This window comes from Crocosphaera chwakensis CCY0110 (genome assembly GCF_000169335.1).
Lineage (GTDB): Bacteria > Cyanobacteriota > Cyanobacteriia > Cyanobacteriales > Microcystaceae > Crocosphaera > Crocosphaera chwakensis.
In genome coordinates this window covers 117,281-134,930 of sequence record NZ_AAXW01000008.1, presented here as the reverse complement: position 1 = coordinate 134,930, position 17,650 = coordinate 117,281, and the positions used below count along the sequence as shown (strand labels likewise).

Here is a 17,650-nt window from a genome sequence, read left to right as displayed (position 1 = left end):
TAAACACTTCAACTGTTCATATACTTATTAATTTTCGTGACTTTCAAAAGAACCATTTTTTTGATTATGATTTTGGTTGAATAAGTTAGTAACTGGATCTAAACGAAATCCTGGTGCTGTATAATCTTCGGGTAAATAATCTGCGGGTATTGTATTATGATTACCATCACGAATGGCACTATAATGAGGAGATAAAATTTCAATATCGGCCTCATTACATTTGTCTTGAATATTTTGATGTAAATGAGAATAAATTTCTGCCATTTTTGTTGATTCGTTAGTATAAGCATTAATTTCGTAGCTAACATAAAAATCATTTAACCCTGTTTGTAAAACAAAAGGTAACGGTGTTTTTAAGATATAATCAGTAGATTGAGCAGCCAAAATTAACACCTCGTGAACTTTTCGCCAAGGAACATCATAACCAAGGGTAATGGTTGTATGTAAAATTAGAGGCCGTTGTAAGTCTCTTTTTAAAGCACTATAATTGATAACATTACTATTAATAATAACTGAATTAGGAATGGTAATAACAACATTTTTTATCGTTCTAATTCGGGTTACTAATAGGTTTTTTTCTAAAACATCTCCCACCGCATCACCAATTTTTACCCGATCAGAAAGTTGAAAAGCACGAGTATAAATCAAGACTAATCCTGATACTGTATTAGAAATAACTCCCGTTGAACCTAAAGTAAATAGAAGGGCAGCAAATGCAGAAACACCTTTAAATGCAGGGGAATTAAACCCTGGTAAATAAGGGAAAGCAAATACCGCAGCTAACATAATGGTTAACCAAGTTAACAGTCGATAAGTCGGTTGCGCCCATTCAGGATAAAAGCCAGCAAATTGTAGATTGCCTGTTTCTATTGCATCAAAAATAAATTTCAAAAATCGTAAAATATAATAAGTCAGATAAACAATTACCCCGACAACAAAAATATTCGGTAAATAACCAATTAATCCACTAAATACAGTATTGATTGCTCGAATTAAATAGTCAAATAATACATTGCCCGCTTGTCGGGTTTGTGGGAAAAAACCTAAAACAATGGGAACAAAAATATAAAGAATAAAAAAAGTCAAAATAATACGAACAGATTTAACAATTGTTTTAAATGTCTTGGTTAGTTTTTCTGCTGATAAGAGTTCGAGGTTTTTAATTCTAATCGATGGAATTAAGGTTCCTTCCCAACTGTCTAGTCGAGAATAAATATAAGGAAAAGTAAAACTAAATATTTTGAAAATCAACAATAAAATCAATAAACTAATTACCGTAGAAACAGCACCGATAACCCAATAAAAAGGACGGCGTTCAATTCGATAAGCTTTTAAGGCTTTTTTGATAGTCTTTAAATATTGTTCTGCTAAATTTTGCCGAGATAATTCTGCAGTAGTAGCATCATCTCCAGTTATAGTCATCAAAGTTTTTTTATTATATAAAATAACGATAACATTACCCCGATCATCTAAATCAAATTTATCATCTGTGATTTCAATATTATTATTACTAGCAATATTATTTAATCGGCGAGTGACAATATCTGCTCTTTCTTCTGCTGACAAAGAACCATTTCCCTTATAAATAGAGAAAAGATTACTATGATCCAAAACCACAGGAAAACCTTGAGCATTAGAAATATCTTCTAAGCCATAACTAGGTAAAAAGTTGCTTTGAAATAGCACGATTAATAAGGTAACAATAGATAAAATTACCTTTTGATAAGTTTTATTTGGCTGGAAATTTAAAAAATAACGTTTCATCTGAGTTTTATTCCCTAAGTATGATTGAATCAGCCTCTAAAGTAATTGTGCCTAATCATTAAGGAAGAAGACCCATTATTTTAGATTAATTTCAGAAATTGTTTAGATGTTGATAAACTATTTTTAACCCCTATTTTTTCACCCTAAATCTAAAGATGTTGTGAAAATAATTGTTAAACCCAGAAAAAACGTTTACAAAGGAAAACGAAACTAAATCAATACAAAGAGGCTTTTGCTTACTTTTTATGGAACAAATCATACAAAATTCTCTGTTTACTCCCTATTTCGCCTTACATATTCCTGACGGCTTTTTAAGTCCTGGTATCAGCATATTTTGTTGGGTGATTACCCTTGTTTTAATAGCTGTTTCTTTAAACAAAGTACAAAAAGACTATCAGGAAAAAACAGTGCCTTTGATGGGGGTTTGTGCAGCCTTTATTTTTGCAGCACAAATGATTAACTTTCCTATTCCTGGGGGAACCTCAGGCCATTTAGTAGGGGGAACCCTCGCAGCCATTATCCTTGGACCGTGGGCCGGAACTTTAGTAGTAACTGTGGTGTTTATCGTTCAAGCAGTTTTATTCCAAGATGGGGGTTTAACGGTTTTAGGGGCAAATGTCTTGAATATGGGACTCATCGGAACCTTTTGCGGATATTATCTCTACAAAGCCATTCGTTTTTCCCTAGGTCGAAATTCTTGGAAAAGCATGACCATTGCAACGGTAGTGGCAGCTTGGTGTAGTGTGGTGATCGCAGCGATCGCAACTGCCTTACAATTAGCCTTATCAGGAACGGTTCCCTTAATGGTATCAATGATTGCAATGGTATCTTGGCACATTTTCATTGGGGTTGGAGAAGCCATAATTACCGTGATCGCTGTAGGATTTGTTTGGCGATCGCGTCCGGATCTCATCTATGATAGCCCTCTCTCTCTCAAGTTAGATGCAGATTAAATATTTAATTGTTATCTATAAACATTGATCCCTAATACCCTAACAATAGAAGTAACTGTAAGATGACCAATAATTTTTCTAATCAACGTAATCGCTTATTCATATTCACTGGACTCGGAATTGCTCTCATTATCGCTGTATTTGTCTCTCCCTTTGCTAGTTCTGATCCCGACGGTTTAGAGAGAGTCGCCCAAGACTTAGAATTTGAGGATAGAGCTATAGAAGATGCTCCAGCCAATAAGTTGCCTTTCTACACCGTTTTTGAAGAATATGCCCTGCGAGGGGTTCCTGAAGCTGTAGCTACCCCTCTCGCTGGTTTAGCAGGGACTGTAGTAACCTTTGGCCTAGCTTGGGGTGCTGGTAAATTATTCATTCGTCCCTCTGGGGAAACTAATAATGAACATGGGGAAGAGTGATAGAGGAAATGTAGAATTAAGAATTTGGAATGGTAACAGTATCTTTATTCTAAATTTTTAATTCTTAATTCTAAATTAAAGATGTTGCTACATATTCATTCTTTTATCAATAATCAAGAAAAACAACCCGATACTTTTTGGCATTCCTTGAATGTTTCCGTACGGCTTTTATGTGCATTTATCAGTGTTTTTGCTATTGCCTTAACCCCCAATGGACAATGGAAAACTTGGGGCATTTATGGAGTTGGAGTGTTATTAATAATCTTAATTAGCCGAGTTTCTTGGCTTAGTTTATTATCGAGGGTAATCATTGAATTTTCCTTTGTAGGAGTGGTGTTATTAGGTACTCTATTTCGTCCTGAAGGGGATGTGATTTGGTCTTGGGGAATACTACAAATTACGACCACTGGAATCATGGTATTAGGTAGTGTAACTACTAAGGTAATATTGTCGTTATTGATGTTAAATACATTAATTCTTACCACAGAAATTCCTGATTTATTTAAAGCATTATTAGTTTTAAAAATGCCTCCTTTATTAGTAGCGATTATGGCTTCGATGTATCGTTATATAGATGTATTAAATCGAGAATTTACTGCCATGAAACAAGCAGCAATTTCTCGAAATTTAATGAGTAATGGTAAAATGATCCGTTATGTTGTAGGAAATGCTATTGGTTCTTTATTTATTCGTAGCTATGAACGAGGGGAATTAATTTATCAGGCTATGTTATCAAGAGGGTATAAGGGTATTCCTGTTATTCCAGAAAAAATTTCTTATACAAAACAAGATATTATCGCTTTAATTATTACCATAGGAATCGTTTTTTGGGGTCAAGTAATTTATCTTTAAAATTTTATGGATAAAAAAAAATGGCGTTTGATTCCTCCGATTCAAGCTTCAGGAAGAATCCAGATGGCTATCGATAGTTGGTTATTTCAACAATATGAAAATGAATTGAGTTATCCTATATTACGCTTTTATACTTGGTCAAAACCTACCATTTCTTTAGGATATTTACAAAAAAAATACCCTGATCCTTGGAATCATTTAATATGGAAAAATGACCCCTTAGATTTAGTTATGCGTCCTACAGGAGGCAGAGCGGTTTTACATCAAGGAGATTTAACTTATATGGTGATTATGTCCTTAGATCATCGTAAAACATTGGATATTTATCGAGATATTTGTCAATTTTTAATTGAAGGTTGGAAAATATTAGGAATTCCCCTCAGGTATGGCACAGCTAAACGGGGATATATTCATAATTCTAGTTGCTTTAATACTGCCACGATAGCAGATTTAATAACAGCAGAAGGGAGTAAATTAATTGGTAGCGCACAACGACGCGGAAAAAAATCAATTTTGCAACATGGTTCTATGGTTTTGTCAACGGATAAAGCTTTATTTGAAATGATTTTTGATCAAGTTGCACCTTGGAATTTAACGTTAAGAGAACAACTATTTAAAGATTATTCTATAGATAATATTATTGAGTTTTTAACCCAAGCAGCAAAAGAACACTTTAAAATAGAATTAACGACACAACCTTTATCAGAAGAAGAATGGCAAAAAATTATGAAAATTAATAATGGAGAGTCAAGAAGTAATGCCTGATCAAAATGATTTGACACTATCTCATCTGAATGAAACAGGAGAGGCGCAAATGGTGGACGTTTCTTATAAAAATGTAACCCGTCGCCAAGCCGTTGCCAAAGGAGAAATAAAAATGAAATTAGAAACTTTTGAGGCAATAGAAACAGGAAACACACCAAAAGGTGACGTTGTAGGAACAGCCAAAATAGCGGGTATTATGGCCGCAAAACAAACAGCAAACTTGATCCCATTATGTCATCCTTTACCCCTACAAAAAATAGATGTAAAGATAATAGGAGACAAAACCTTACCCGGTTATCAAATCGAAGCAACCGTTATCACCAAAGCAGAAACAGGGGTAGAAATGGAAGCTTTAACCGCCGTTTCTATTGCTGCTTTAACCCTTTATGATATGGCTAAAGCGTTAGAAAAATCTATGAAAATTGAAAATATACGTTTAATGAGTAAAACAGGAGGAAAATCTGGTAATTATACCCTTTTAAATCCTTAGTTTTCTTTAGTTAAAAGAGAATCTAACTTATTTTGTTGATCAAGAGAATAGAGATCATCACATCCCCCAATGTGTTGATTATTGATGAAAATTTGAGGAACCGTTCGTTTTCCCTGGGAACGTTGTGCCATTTTTTCCCTAGCGGTTTCATCCCCATCGATTTTATAGTCAGTAAAATTAACCCCTTTCCACCATAAAAGTAATTTAGCACGGATACAAAAGGGACAAGTTTGCCAAGTATAGATTTCTACATCCGCTTTCATCTTTTCTGGATGACGACCTAATAACGAATTAAAAATATTAAACATAGTAACCTTTTATGTTTTTACGTTTATTATTATAAAAGACAAGGTAGGCTTAAAGTTAACAGACAATATCTAGGTTATTAATCCTTGTCCATTGCCTGTTACCTATTCCCTAAGTCTAGAAAATCTTTAGCTAATCAACAAAAGAAATGATATAAAGGTCATAATAGATGATACAAAGAAATTCACATCATTTAAAAATTAACTGGGGAAAGGTTGTGGACTGTTGTGGGTTGTCGTCATTGATGAGTGATGGTTCAGAGTTGGATGACAATCAGCCCTGTGCCGTTTCTGTTACTATTAGAGAGGCTCAATTACAAGACATTAAAGCTTTGACAGAGGTTCTCACCCTCAGCTTTCATCCGACTAAAGGATGGTTATCTTTTTTACAACCTATTTTAAAATTAGGGGTTTATGAAGATTTGCGATCGCGTCTTCGAGGAACTATTCCCTATTATTGTTGTTTAGTAGCCGTCGAAACAAACTCAACCTTTACCAACACCACAGAAAAAATCATTGGAACCATTGAACTAAGTCTCAAAAGTGGATTTAATTGCCATTATCTCTATATTAGTAACTTAGCTGTTATACAGAGTCATCGACGACAAGGAATTGCCAAACAACTCTTAGAACAATGTGAACAAATTGCTTCAAAATGGGGATACAATACGCTAAATCTTCACGTTTTAGATGAAAATTATGCAGCTAAAAAACTATATTTAAGTAACGGTTATCAAGTATCTGACGCTGAATTAACTTGGCCCAGTTGGTCTCTGTTTCGTTCTCAAAAATTGCTCTTACAAAAACAGATAAAACCCCATGTCTAACGATATTTTCAACCAGGAAATAAACGTCAAAAAAAGACAAAAAATTGATGAAATACTTCAGCATTTGCATAATAAAGAACTTTTGGTTATTAATCCCCGTCGTAAAAATGGTTTAATTCTTTATAAACCTTATCATGCCGAATTTGCAGGACCCGGAGCAGCGATCGGGGCTAATTTTGATCAAGATGTTCTTGATGTTCTTCCGGTGGGTAAATTATCCTTAAGCATCCCCAGAACTTCCCCAGAACGAATCAATAGCTATTTAATTCGGCGACAATGGGTTAAATTAGCTAAACAAATTAGTGATAATACTATTGCTCAACAAAGAGCCCAAGTCATTTTAAATCAATTTGAACATTGGTTTGATTTCCAAACTGCCAGTCTTTTACCCGATGAAACCTTTGCTTTATTAGTAGGGGTACTCCCTCAAACTATAAAAAAAGTTCGCACCCAAAGTGAACTACTGTCGCAATAACTTTTTAAGGAAAATTAAGATTCCTTTGCTAAATTCCCTCTTATGATGGGGTTAGGTCAATATAAGGATTGATGTTCATGGAACTCCTACCCTCAGAAATTCTGGCAACCAATAAATTTGATCAATGTGTTCTCAGTCTTGCCTTAATTAATATTTGTAATCAAGACAGTCCTGTGGGTAAAGCCATGAAACAACGTTACAATGACTGGAAATCTGAAACAGATGATCTAATTAATAATCCTTGGTTAGATTTGCATCAATTTACCATTTATGTCCCTCATCCCGATCAAACCTACGAAGACATTAGCTTAGAAGAAGGACTAACCTTAGGCTATAACGTCGAGGTTGAACCCATCGTTGATCATGACAGCATTCCCTATAATATTCCAGAGGGAGGTCACTTCGTCGCTGTTTTGAAACAAAATAAGGTCAACGGAGAATTTAAAATCGCTGCCACCGGAATGTTTATTCAACCTTTAGCTGCTTTGAGTTTAGATATTGTCACAGATCCCGATGAAGGTAAATATCAATCAATGGTGATTAAACATCCCATTATTCGAGATTATCCTCAAGATTTTGTCGAGAAAATTAGTCAATATCTTAATAAAGAAATTCACTTTAAACAACTCCCGAATTTAGTGGGATACGTCGATCAAAGCCAAAACCCAGATTATCGTCAACCGTCTTGGCAAGAACTTTATTTAGAAGGTCAAGGGATAAAATTATTTTGATGAATAGATAAGGAGAAATGGGTGGAAGATTATCAACTGTTAATAGACCTTCATAAAAGTGCCAATCGGCAGGGTCCAGGAGGTGATGCTGAGACGAAAATGGCCCTCGACTTGTCTATGATAGATCAGTCTGCCCCATTAAAGATTGCTGATATCGGTTGCGGTACCGGAGCCTCTACACTGCTGCTTGCTCAACTATTGGAAGCTCAAATTGCGGCAGTGGATTTCCTTCAGGAGTTTCTTGACGTGCTTGAAGGTAAAGCCGAAAATATGGGGCTTTCTGAAACAATAACAACCCTTTGCTGTTCAATGGAGAACCTGCCCTTTGGAAATGAGGAATTTGATATTATCTGGTCTGAAGGGGCGATCTATAATATTGGCTTTGAAAGAGGGGTAAAAGACTGGAAACCTTATCTGAAAATGGGCGGAGTCCTGGTTGTTTCGGAGATTACCTGGATTACCGACTCCCGTCCCTCGGAACTTCAAAAATATTGGGATGAGGAATACCCCGAAATAGATGTGGCATCTTCAAAGATCGGCATACTGGAGAAAAATGGCTATTCTCCCATTGGCTACTTTATTCTACCAGAGCATTGTTGGCTGGCTAATTATTATCGGCCGATGCAAAATAGCTTTAAGGATTTTCTATACCGAAACGGCAACAGCGAAGAAGCACAGACAATAGTAAAATCGGAAAATCGAGAAATTGAACTGTATGAGAAATATAAAACTCACTACAGTTATGGTGTGTATATCGCCAGAAAGTTGAATTAAGGTTCCACCTGTCCCTGCGCAGAAGTTCCCTTGCAGTCTCAACTAGGTTTTTGGGCTTAACCGAGTAGTATTAAACTATTGATCATCAATTATTCATTGATTTGACAAAAATGAACAATTTTGTTGACAACTTTTTCAACAGTTAAGTCATCAGTGTTTAATTCTATGGCATCGCTAGCCTTGCGAAGAGGAGCTAAGGTACGATGACTATCTTGATAATCTCTTTGTTCAATCTCCCGTTCTAGTTGTTGAAGATCAAGATTATCTTGTCCTTGGTCTTGAAAATCAAGGAGCCGTCGTCTTGCTCGTTCTTGGACTGAGGCGGTTAAGAAAATTTTAACCTCGGCATCCGGGAACACATTAGTACCAATATCTCGCCCTTCGGCCACAATACCCCCTAATTTCCCTAATTTTTGTTGGTAGTTGACTAATTTTTGACGAACTGCAGCATAAGCAGAAATAGGAGATACTAATGCTGTAATTTGAGGGGTGCGAATGGCATTAGTCACATTTTCTCCATTGATTATCACTTGTGGTGGTTGATCATCTGAGGAGGGAATAAATTCTAGATCCGCTTGGGACACTAATTCTGCGATCGCACTTTCATCCTCTATTGATATTCCTGAGTTTAAGACTAACCAGGCGATCCCTCGATACATCGCTCCAGTGTCTAAATAAGTCAAATTTAAGGCTTTGGCTACCCGACGGGTGACGGTAGATTTTCCTGCACCGGCTGGCCCATCGATAGCGATAATCGGTTTTCGCAGTCGTAAGACCACATTATCAATCAGTCGAGTTGAGCCGACATAAGCAGCGATCGCTAATAATCCAGCTTCTTCAATGGTGTCTAGAGGTTGTAAGGTTTGAGGATGCACACATTCAATATATTGGATCGTTATGTCAGAATGGGAGGTTATTGTATCTTTGACGCAAGCTATTAAGATTTTAGTGTGTCTTTCTCCAGCCATAAAAGCTTGCTTTGCTGATTCTAACCCTTGATATAAAGCGATCGCTTCTTTTTTTTCCTTGTCTGAAAGATATTGATTTCGAGAACTATAAGCCAGTCCAGAAGGTTCTCGAATAATCGGACAACCCTTGATAATAACGGGTAAGTTTAAATCCTGAACCAACTGACGAATAATAGCAAGTTGTTGCGCGTCTTTTTCCCCAAAATAAGCCACATCGGGACTGACAATATTCAAGAGTTTGGTGATAATGGTGGCCACTCCTTGAAAATGACCCGGACGAAAAGGTCCACACAATGAGGAAATCATGCTCGAAGGAGGAATGACTTGAGTGAGTTGATCAAAAGTAGGATCGACACCCATTTCGTCAGGAGTTGGGGCAAAAATTGCTGTCACTCCTGATTGTTCGCATAGTTTTGCGTCTGTCTCCAATTGACGAGGATACTGGCCTAAATCTTCGTGAGGGGCAAATTGTAAGGGGTTAACAAAAATGCTAACCACCACCACATCTACCTCAGCTATGGCACGATGAATTAGACTGAGATGACCTTGATGTAAAGCTCCCATAGTAGGAACTAAGCCAATAGTTTGCTTATCCTTTTTAGAAGCTAAATAGGTACGTAACCCGGCCACAGTTTTAAACAGACGCATTTTTTTGTTATTTATTAACGTCCCAAAATTTCCAATTGCACTGGAGCGACTCCACTATTAAGTAAGCCAATAACATTGGCTGCTCCTTTTGATAAATCTATCACTCGACCATGAATATAAGGACCGCGATCATTGATACGAACTATGACAGAACGACCATTACGAAGATTCGTCACTCGTACCTGAGTACCAAAAGGTAGGCTTTTGTGGGCTGCAGTTAACCCGTTTTGATTATATCGTTCTCCATTCGCGGTTAAACGGCCATGAAAACCAGGCCCATACCAGGAGGCCATTCCTTTACGACGACTGGTAACAGGGCGAACACTGGCTAAACCGGATTCTTGGCTAGGAGTTTGTTCAGGCTTAACGATGGCAGTTAAAGGAGGGGCATCTCCCATTAGTCGTCTGAGACGGTTAGTGGCTTGTAAAGCGTCTACCGCTTCATTCCGAGTGGTATCTGGTAAGATAACGCCTTTATCGAGTTTGATGAGTTCTTCTGAATCTAATTTAATACTATGAGTTTGGTCAGAATTTAAGCTGACCGTTAATTTTTCTGCTTTAAAAGTATTATCTTGACTAAGTTTATTTAGCCGATGAGCGAAAGCTTTAGCATTATTGAGGGCTTCGCTTTCAATGTGACTGGGGTCAATGTCATCTCCTTGTTCTTTGAGGGCTGCTAAGTCCGCTTTTGACCCCAAGAAAGTTAAAACTGGAATCTGACGAATTTTTAAAGTGACTGCCAGTTGATATTGCCATTGATGGAGATGAAGGGTTGCTATCTCCTTTGAAGACGTTTGAGCGTTGGCATCAGTTTCAATTGGCCCTAAACTGACAACATTTTCTGTTTGGAAATTGGAACTTTCTTGGGCTATTAGCGTCCCAATGCCTAGGATTTCTCCTATTTGCCCTACTTTTCCACTGGTATCAGATGCTTCTGAATCCTGTAAGGAAGCGCCAATAATGGCAGTGGTTCCTACAGTCGTCATTAAGGCAGTTGTTAGTCCGGTCCAAAATTTCTTATTCATAGATCCTTTGTTAAGTGAGTTGTTCAACCCCTGGAAATTCTTGTGATTTAATGGATTTTCCAACTTTGAATCCTCACAGAACTGCGTTTTACATTTCTTAAACCTTTACACAGTAGCATGAATTTTTCAGGGGGTGTCCTATTCCTGATAATCATTCGGAATAGTTTTCATTGAATCTTTAAATAAAGGTTTACAGGAAAAAGAAGATCGATTACGATGGTGTATTTACTTAAATTTGCTCCGAAACGATCCGTGAAACCAATGTGATCTAGTTGACACTTAAGAAAGGATTAAGGTGGAAACCTTTGACTCTGTAAGAGGATGAACCTTGTAACATCTCAGATGACATCGGGGCAAACTTTCAGTATTTATACGTAAAAATAAGTGTGATATTTTAAACATGATGACCCTGAAAAGACTAAATATCTTGATCGTTTTTGGATATTTATATCAGATTTTCAAATAACATCTTGACAAAAAGAGACAGATATAGGTCTGGTCATAGAACCTTGTTTCAGTTTCTAACACTGTGCATCTACCTTCAGATAGATTAAAGTAGAAGGAGAAACTCCTTTGGATTTACATTATGTTAGCGACCGCCATTAGTTATTATTGGGTTATTGCCTTAATCGTCTTCTGTGTATGGTTTAAGGTATTTTGGGCTGATGAAACGACGGCTAAAAATGATTTATCCTCTTGGATTGTTCTTATTATTGGTTCTAGTTTCTGGGTCGTAGTCCTTCCTTTTGCGAATTTGGAATTAGTTTTAAAAGCGTATTCGATCCATCATTAAGAAGTGAAAATCGAGAATTGTTTTTTCTTACAAGAATTATTACCTAACGATCAATTATGGAAAACGCCCCACTCTAGCTATCATTGGGATGGTAGTTCACAGCGTTTTTTTGAAGGTTGGTATTATCGGGTTACCTTACCGCAATTGGGTCAAAGTTTTGCCTTTATGTATTCTATTGATGATCCAATTGGAGAAAAATATTATAGTGGTGGCGCAGCGCAAGTTTTAGGAGAAAATAATAACTACCTATACCGCATTTTTCCAGATGTTAAAAGATTTTGGGCGAGTCAAAAAGAATTAGCTTTATGTCATTGGAAACAAGATATTCTTACTCAAAAACCTCAAATTCTTGATCCGATTATTTTTGAAGCAACAGTAACCGAAGGATATCAAGCAACGGCTACTTTAAATCAGGGATATATTGAAGATCCTATGACTAAAAATTATTGTCGTTGGTATTATGATATTAAGCCTATAGATGGTTGGGGAAATCGTTTTTCTCCTCAAGAAGCAACAGCAGGGTGGTTATCTTTTTTACCGATTTTTGATCCAGGATGGCAAGTTTTAATGGCTCATGGATGGGCAACCGGTTATATTGATTGGAATGGGAAAAAATACGAATTTAACGAAGTTCCTGCCTACAGTGAAAAAAATTGGGGGCATTCTTTTCCGAGTAAATGGTTTTGGATTAATTGTAATAGTTTTCAAGAAGAATCTGAGTTATCTTTAACGGCAGCTGGTGGTATTAGACAAGTCTTCAACTGGCAAGAATCTGTAGGCATTATTGGATTACATTATCAAGGCAAATTTTATGAATTTACCAGGGAAAACAGTCAGTTATCTTGGCAAATTAAACCGTGGGGAAGTTGGATAATCGAAGGAAGAAATACAGAGTTTTCAATTAAAATTGAAGGAAAAACAGACGACATTGGTAATTATGTTAGGGTTCCTACGGCTGAAGGGTTAAAGTTTCTTTGTCGTGATACTACTCAAGGAAATTTAGTAATAGAATTATATAATAATGAAGGAAAACTAATACTAAAAGCAACAAGTTCTTTAGGAGGTTTAGAAATTGGGGGTTCTCCTTGGGTTCAAGATTGGATTTATGGAAAATAGTATAAATAATATCAGAAAATTTGTTTTTAAAAAGTTATATTTATTATAATTAGACTAATAAAGAAAGATTCTAAAACTTAATTTTCTTATTGTTTTATGAAAGTTGGTATTATTCGAGAAGAAAAAAATCCCCCAGATTCTAGGGTTCCTTTAACTCCAGAACAATGTCAATATTTAATCGAAAATAACCAAGATTTAGACATATTTATTCAATCAAGTGACAAACGATGTTTTTCTGATTCAGAATACCAAGAAAAAAATATTTCTGTGGTTGAAGATATTAGTCATTGTGACATTTTATTAGGAGTCAAAGAAGTTCCTATTAATTCTTTGATTGCTAAGAAAACCTATTTATTTTTTTCTCATACTCATAAAAAACAACCTTATAACCGTCAACTATTACAAACAATTTTACAAAAAAATATTCGTTTAATTGACTATGAATGTCTCTGTGATGCACAAGGAAAAAGAGTGATTGCTTTTGGTCATTGGGCTGGTGTTGTTGGCGCGCATAATGCTATATTAGCCTGGGGAAAACGTAAGCAAACTTTTGATTTAAAACCCATGCACCAATGTCATGATTTTGCTGAAGCGAAGACTTATTATAATGATTTATCTCTTCCTAATTTTAAAATTATTATTACGGGAGATGGAAGAGTTAGTAATGGTGCAGCAACCGTTCTTAATTTAATGAATATCAAAAAAGTATCACCTCAAGACTTGTTAAATCAAGAATTTTCTTATCCTGTTTATACACAATTATCAGTCAAAGATATGTATGCTAAAAAAGAAGAAGATATATTTAATGAATCTGATTATTATCAACATCCAGAACAATATTATTCCATTTTTGAACCTTATATAAAAGTCAGCGATATTATGATTAATGGTATTTATTGGGAGAAAAAAGTCCCTATATTTTTTACAAAAGAAGATCTGAAAAAAAATGATTTTAAAATAAAAGTGATTGCAGATATAACCTGTGATATTGCCCCAAATGCTTCTATTCCTTGTACTATAAGAGCATCTACTATTGAAAATCCTATCTATGGTTATGATCCCAATTTAGAAACAGAAATAAAGCCTTTTCAACCGCAAAGTATTGATATTATGGCTGTTGATAATTTACCCAATGAATTACCCCGTGACGCTTCAGAAGATTTCGGAAACCAATTAATTGAAAGAGTTTGGGATGAGTTAAAAAAACCTGATAGTCAAATGATTAATGAGGCGACTATTGCGATTAGTGGGCAATTAAATAAACCTTATGAATATTTACAAGATTTTGTTGATTTTGAGAAATAAGTAAATCAGTAAAGTAATATATTGCCTACTCATTAGTAAAACACTCTACTATATACTTACTTAAAGATTGAATTGCTTTTTAAAGTTTTCTAGAGAACTATCAAAATCATTTTTGATAATTTCGTTTTCACCAAGAAAATCACCATATTTAAAAATAAAACTTTGAACTCCTTGCCACAGAGATTTAATCATCTCTAGTTCTGTTATTTGACCCAAAGTTTCCATTTTACTGTTAGTAAAGCTTATTTTGTTAGTATTGTGTTTAATTAAATAAATAAACGCCATCAAGGAGTTCAACAAGAGAGATAAAAATCATCATGGATTGACTAGGAGTCTGATTTTTTGAGCTTAGAATCTTGTTGTTTACTTCAATAGTAATATGACCTGTACTAAAGCTATCAATTTCTTCAATCACATTTGATTCTAATTCAATTAAAATTTTTAGCATCAACTAATTTACTAATCTTTTTATTTATTATAAACATTATCAATATAAACTCAAAAAGTAATTTAAAGCTCGTTAGAAAGGTTTACTATCCAATCTAATAAAACTTTACTCTCTTTTTTGTCTCCAGGATATGGATAGAATTCATCGTTAAGCATTTCAATAAGAATCTTTTTTTGATGATTTAAACAAGTTTTTCTTAACTTAAGGACATCAACATTTAGCTTTTTCGCTAATTTATAAAAATCGTCCACATAAGGATGATCATCAAATTCATCATCACGAGCAATTGATTGTAAATCCAAGCAAAGTCCGTAACAAATTGGTTGCTCAACTAGCGGACAATTTACCCATTGATTAGGTACATTTTTTCCATTAGCTTTAATTCCACTAATCGGACAAATATAATTTTGAAAGTTTTTTATTGTTGAAGGAGGAAATCGTTCTGGGACAGCATTCATAATGAATTAACTATCAATATTGCTACTTATATTATGATTAATTTTGGCAAAATTCAAGTAAGAAATAAACTAAAAAGATGGTATCGTATTTTTTCTGTTAGATTAATCCAAAAATTTCTAAGTATTTTTTTTGTGCTAAACGTAATATTTTAGGATTTAAGCATTTACAGGAGTTTCCTTTGAGTGTTTGTAATTCTCCACATTGTAAACATTCTAAAACGACTTGTTGTGCTTCAACATCAAATAAAGCAGACATTTCTAATGTTCCACATCTATGACATTCAGCATCTATAGTCAAAACTACAAGTTCCCATAATTGATCTCTTAAAAACATTACAAAAGAATCTTCATGTGAAAGTTCTAAATGAAGGAAACGTCTAAGGGTTTGTGGCGTACATTGCGAATGAGCAAGTGGATATTTTTTCGGATCGATATTGATTAATTCTTCTATTCTATATATTTTGAGTAAACTAGGGGAAAAGTTTTTTTTATTTTTTTTATACCAATTTTGGAAACTTTCAAAGATTTGTTGCGGAGTAGCCTGATCTTCTATCTGAGAAATCATATACTGAAATTCATTCCATGTTTTTCTCAAAAGTTTATTCATCATTAGTTTATTAAGAATATTCTCCATGTAAAAATCATTCTGTTTAATTTGCTTCACCATCAAACCTTAAACCACTAGACTAACTTGTATATAGAGATTTATGATCAGAAGATAGGTCTTTCACTAAGAAAGAATAATCAAACCATTAAGGAAAAAGATTATGAGCGAGCGAGAATTCGATTATGACTTAATCATTATCGGTGCAGGAGTCGGAGGACACGGTGCAGCCTTACACGCCGTCAAATGTGGCTTAAAAACCGCCATTATCGAAGCAAAAGACATGGGAGGAACCTGTGTTAACCGGGGTTGTATCCCTTCAAAAGCTCTTTTAGCAGCCTCAGGAAGAGTGCGAGAATTACAAAATGCCCAACATCTCTACAATTTAGGAATTCATATAGAAGGGGTAGACTTCCAAAGACAAGCGATCGCGGATCATGCCCTTAGTTTAGTCAATAAAATACGCGGGGATCTCACCAACAGTTTAAAACGCCTCAAAGTCGAAACTATCCGAGGTTGGGGAAAAGTCATTGACACCCAAAAAGTCAGTGTACTTACCGACGATGGAGAAAAAACTATTACCGCCAAGGATATTATGTTATGTCCTGGCTCAGTGCCGTTTGTTCCCCGTGGTATTGAAATCGATCATAAAACCGTTTTTACCAGCGACGAAGCCGTTAAATTAGACGTTTTACCCCAATGGATCGCCATTATTGGTAGTGGTTATATTGGGTTAGAATTTTCTGATATTTACACCGCATTAGGGTGCGAAGTCACCATGATCGAAGCCTTAGACACCTTGATGCCTGGTTTTGACCCCGAAATCTCTAAATTAGCAGAAAGAACCCTATTAAAAGCCCGTGATATCGAAACCTATTCCGGGGTATTTGCTACCAAAGTCACCCCAGGCGCACCCGTTACCATTGAATTAACCGATGCTAAGACAAAAGAAGTCATTGATGTTTTAGAAGTAGATGCTTGTTTAGTAGCGACTGGTAGAGTCCCTGCAACCAAAAATCTTGGCTTAGAAAACCTTGGTATTGAAACCGATCGCGGTTTTATCCCCGTCAACGACAAAATGGAAGTGTTACGAGACGGTGAACCGGTTCCCCACCTCTGGGCAGTAGGAGACGCAAACGGAAAATTGATGTTAGCTCACGCAGCATCGGGACAAGGAGCGATCGCCGTCGAAAATATCTGCGGACGAGACAAAACCATCGACTATCGTAGTATTCCAGCAGCAGCCTTTACTCACCCCGAAATCAGTTACGTCGGGCTAACTGAACCAGCAGCCCGTGAATTAGGAGAAAAAGAAGGATTTGAGGTAGCAACCGTTAAAACCTACTTTAAAGGCAATTCTAAAGCTCTTGCAGAAGGAGAAACCGACGGTATTGCTAAGATTGTTTTCCGTAAAGATAACGGGGAATTATTAGGAGTGCATATCATGGGTATTCACGCCTCCGACTTGATCCAAGAAGCAGCAAATGCGATCGCTCAACGTCAAAGTGTCGAGAAACTCTCGTTTAATATTCATACCCATCCCACCCTATCCGAAGTATTAGACGAAGCCTTTAAACGCGCTGAAGCTAGAGTTTAGCCTAAGCAGGGGAGCCAAGGGAGAAGGGAGCAGGGAGAAAAACATTACACCCTACACCCCACACCCCACACCCGCCATCCAAGAATTTCTTGACGCAATGGGGAAAAAACCCCTTAGAATAAGTAACGTTAGGTATCAAAACCGAAAAAAGGGTAACAAATATATGACACCATCTTTAGCTAATTTCTTATGGAGCCTTGTCTGGGGAACCGTTATCGTTGTTATCCCCGTCACCGTCGGACTGGTATTCATCAGTCAAAGCGATAAAATCAAGCGCAACTTCTAAGCTTGTTTGAATCAACCCCATCCTTAGTTGGGTGGGGTCAGTTTCATTAT

22 protein-coding genes are annotated in these 17,650 nt (G+C 36.0%); 14 read left to right on the top strand and 8 right to left on the bottom strand.

Annotation, left to right across the window (positions count from 1 at the left end; all coding sequences use genetic code 11):
- Positions 1-27: 27 nt before the first annotated feature.
- Positions 28-1,764, bottom strand: a complete 1,737-nt coding sequence (locus CY0110_RS07450; protein WP_008274768.1) for a mechanosensitive ion channel family protein — start codon at positions 1,762-1,764, stop codon at positions 28-30.
- Between the two features lie 245 nt (positions 1,765-2,009).
- On the opposite strand from CY0110_RS07450, the gene cbiM reads away from it, so the two are divergent.
- The 5 genes from cbiM to moaC all read left to right on the top strand — a co-directional run bounded on the left by cbiM (position 2,010) and on the right by moaC (position 5,240).
- A complete protein-coding gene (cbiM, locus tag CY0110_RS07445; protein ID WP_008274767.1) occupies positions 2,010-2,717 on the top strand; it encodes a cobalt transporter CbiM in 708 nt (235 codons plus the stop codon).
- Positions 2,718-2,779: 62 nt separating this feature from the next.
- Positions 2,780-3,133 carry a PDGLE domain-containing protein gene (locus CY0110_RS07440; RefSeq protein ID WP_008274766.1) on the top strand — a complete coding sequence of 118 codons (354 nt, stop codon included), beginning with the start codon at positions 2,780-2,782 and terminating at the stop codon, positions 3,131-3,133.
- Positions 3,134-3,214: 81 nt separating this feature from the next.
- Complete coding sequence (gene cbiQ / locus CY0110_RS07435) at positions 3,215-3,985, top strand: cobalt ECF transporter T component CbiQ (RefSeq protein ID WP_008274765.1); 771 nt, start codon at positions 3,215-3,217, stop codon at positions 3,983-3,985.
- Between the two features lie 6 nt (positions 3,986-3,991).
- On the top strand, positions 3,992-4,750 hold the full coding sequence (locus tag CY0110_RS07430; RefSeq protein WP_008274764.1) for a lipoate--protein ligase family protein: 759 nt from the start codon (positions 3,992-3,994) through the stop codon (positions 4,748-4,750).
- A complete protein-coding gene (gene moaC, locus CY0110_RS07425; protein WP_008274763.1) occupies positions 4,743-5,240 on the top strand; it encodes a cyclic pyranopterin monophosphate synthase MoaC in 498 nt (165 codons plus the stop codon). The genes CY0110_RS07430 and moaC overlap by 8 nt, the downstream gene beginning before the upstream one ends.
- Here moaC and grxC read toward each other — a convergent pair.
- Complete coding sequence (gene grxC, locus CY0110_RS07420; RefSeq protein WP_008274762.1) at positions 5,237-5,548, bottom strand: glutaredoxin 3; 312 nt, start codon at positions 5,546-5,548, stop codon at positions 5,237-5,239. The two genes, moaC and grxC, sit on opposite strands and share 4 nt — an antisense overlap.
- Before the next feature lie 242 nt (positions 5,549-5,790).
- Here grxC and CY0110_RS07415 point away from each other — a divergent pair, with 242 nt between their 5' ends.
- The 4 genes from CY0110_RS07415 to CY0110_RS07400 all read left to right on the top strand — a co-directional run bounded on the left by CY0110_RS07415 (position 5,791) and on the right by CY0110_RS07400 (position 8,352).
- Positions 5,791-6,372: a GNAT family N-acetyltransferase gene (locus CY0110_RS07415; protein WP_008274761.1), complete on the top strand. Its 582-nt coding sequence runs from the start codon at positions 5,791-5,793 to the stop codon at positions 6,370-6,372.
- Positions 6,365-6,847 (top strand): hypothetical protein, encoded by a 483-nt coding sequence (locus CY0110_RS07410; RefSeq protein WP_008274760.1) that lies wholly within the window; start codon positions 6,365-6,367, stop codon positions 6,845-6,847. The genes CY0110_RS07415 and CY0110_RS07410 overlap by 8 nt, the downstream gene beginning before the upstream one ends.
- A gap of 77 nt (positions 6,848-6,924) precedes the next feature.
- Positions 6,925-7,578 (top strand): hypothetical protein, encoded by a 654-nt coding sequence (locus CY0110_RS07405; protein ID WP_008274759.1) that lies wholly within the window; start codon positions 6,925-6,927, stop codon positions 7,576-7,578.
- A gap of 21 nt (positions 7,579-7,599) precedes the next feature.
- Positions 7,600-8,352 (top strand): class I SAM-dependent methyltransferase, encoded by a 753-nt coding sequence (locus CY0110_RS07400; RefSeq protein ID WP_008274757.1) that lies wholly within the window; start codon positions 7,600-7,602, stop codon positions 8,350-8,352.
- 89 nt (positions 8,353-8,441) lie between these two features.
- Here the strand turns inward: CY0110_RS07400 and CY0110_RS07395 are convergent, their stop codons facing one another.
- Both CY0110_RS07395 and CY0110_RS07390 read right to left on the bottom strand, forming a co-directional pair.
- Positions 8,442-9,968 carry a bifunctional pantoate--beta-alanine ligase/(d)CMP kinase gene (locus CY0110_RS07395; protein ID WP_008274756.1) on the bottom strand — a complete coding sequence of 509 codons (1,527 nt, stop codon included), beginning with the start codon at positions 9,966-9,968 and terminating at the stop codon, positions 8,442-8,444.
- A 14-nt stretch (positions 9,969-9,982) separates the two neighbouring features.
- Positions 9,983-10,993 (bottom strand): septal ring lytic transglycosylase RlpA family protein, encoded by a 1,011-nt coding sequence (locus CY0110_RS07390; protein WP_008274755.1) that lies wholly within the window; start codon positions 10,991-10,993, stop codon positions 9,983-9,985.
- A 586-nt stretch (positions 10,994-11,579) separates the two neighbouring features.
- Here CY0110_RS07390 and CY0110_RS07385 point away from each other — a divergent pair.
- From CY0110_RS07385 to CY0110_RS07375, 3 genes are all read left to right on the top strand, one after another.
- The gene (locus CY0110_RS07385) at positions 11,580-11,786 is read left to right on the top strand and encodes a hypothetical protein (protein ID WP_008274754.1); all 207 of its coding nucleotides are present in this window, start codon (positions 11,580-11,582) and stop codon (positions 11,784-11,786) included.
- A 3-nt stretch (positions 11,787-11,789) separates the two neighbouring features.
- The gene (locus CY0110_RS07380) at positions 11,790-12,902 is read left to right on the top strand and encodes a tocopherol cyclase family protein (protein ID WP_008274753.1); all 1,113 of its coding nucleotides are present in this window, start codon (positions 11,790-11,792) and stop codon (positions 12,900-12,902) included.
- Positions 12,903-12,998: 96 nt separating this feature from the next.
- Positions 12,999-14,207: an NAD(P)-dependent oxidoreductase gene (locus tag CY0110_RS07375; RefSeq protein ID WP_008274752.1), complete on the top strand. Its 1,209-nt coding sequence runs from the start codon at positions 12,999-13,001 to the stop codon at positions 14,205-14,207.
- Positions 14,208-14,267: 60 nt separating this feature from the next.
- Here CY0110_RS07375 and CY0110_RS29880 read toward each other — a convergent pair whose 3' ends face one another.
- From CY0110_RS29880 to CY0110_RS07360, 4 genes are all read right to left on the bottom strand, one after another.
- Positions 14,268-14,432 carry a hypothetical protein gene (locus CY0110_RS29880; protein ID WP_157464551.1) on the bottom strand — a complete coding sequence of 55 codons (165 nt, stop codon included), beginning with the start codon at positions 14,430-14,432 and terminating at the stop codon, positions 14,268-14,270.
- A 37-nt stretch (positions 14,433-14,469) separates the two neighbouring features.
- The gene (locus tag CY0110_RS07370) at positions 14,470-14,655 is read right to left on the bottom strand and encodes a hypothetical protein (protein ID WP_008274750.1); all 186 of its coding nucleotides are present in this window, start codon (positions 14,653-14,655) and stop codon (positions 14,470-14,472) included.
- Positions 14,656-14,717: 62 nt separating this feature from the next.
- Positions 14,718-15,113: a hypothetical protein gene (locus tag CY0110_RS07365; protein WP_008274748.1), complete on the bottom strand. Its 396-nt coding sequence runs from the start codon at positions 15,111-15,113 to the stop codon at positions 14,718-14,720.
- A 97-nt stretch (positions 15,114-15,210) separates the two neighbouring features.
- Positions 15,211-15,723, bottom strand: a complete 513-nt coding sequence (locus CY0110_RS07360; protein WP_157464550.1) for a hypothetical protein — start codon at positions 15,721-15,723, stop codon at positions 15,211-15,213.
- 157 nt (positions 15,724-15,880) lie between these two features.
- Here CY0110_RS07360 and lpdA point away from each other — a divergent pair, with 157 nt between their 5' ends.
- Both lpdA and psbX read left to right on the top strand, forming a co-directional pair.
- Positions 15,881-17,314, top strand: a complete 1,434-nt coding sequence (gene lpdA / locus CY0110_RS07355; RefSeq protein ID WP_008274746.1) for a dihydrolipoyl dehydrogenase — start codon at positions 15,881-15,883, stop codon at positions 17,312-17,314.
- Positions 17,315-17,477: 163 nt separating this feature from the next.
- The gene (gene psbX, locus CY0110_RS28475; protein WP_012361448.1) at positions 17,478-17,600 is read left to right on the top strand and encodes a photosystem II reaction center X protein; all 123 of its coding nucleotides are present in this window, start codon (positions 17,478-17,480) and stop codon (positions 17,598-17,600) included.
- Positions 17,601-17,650 lie beyond the last annotated feature (50 nt).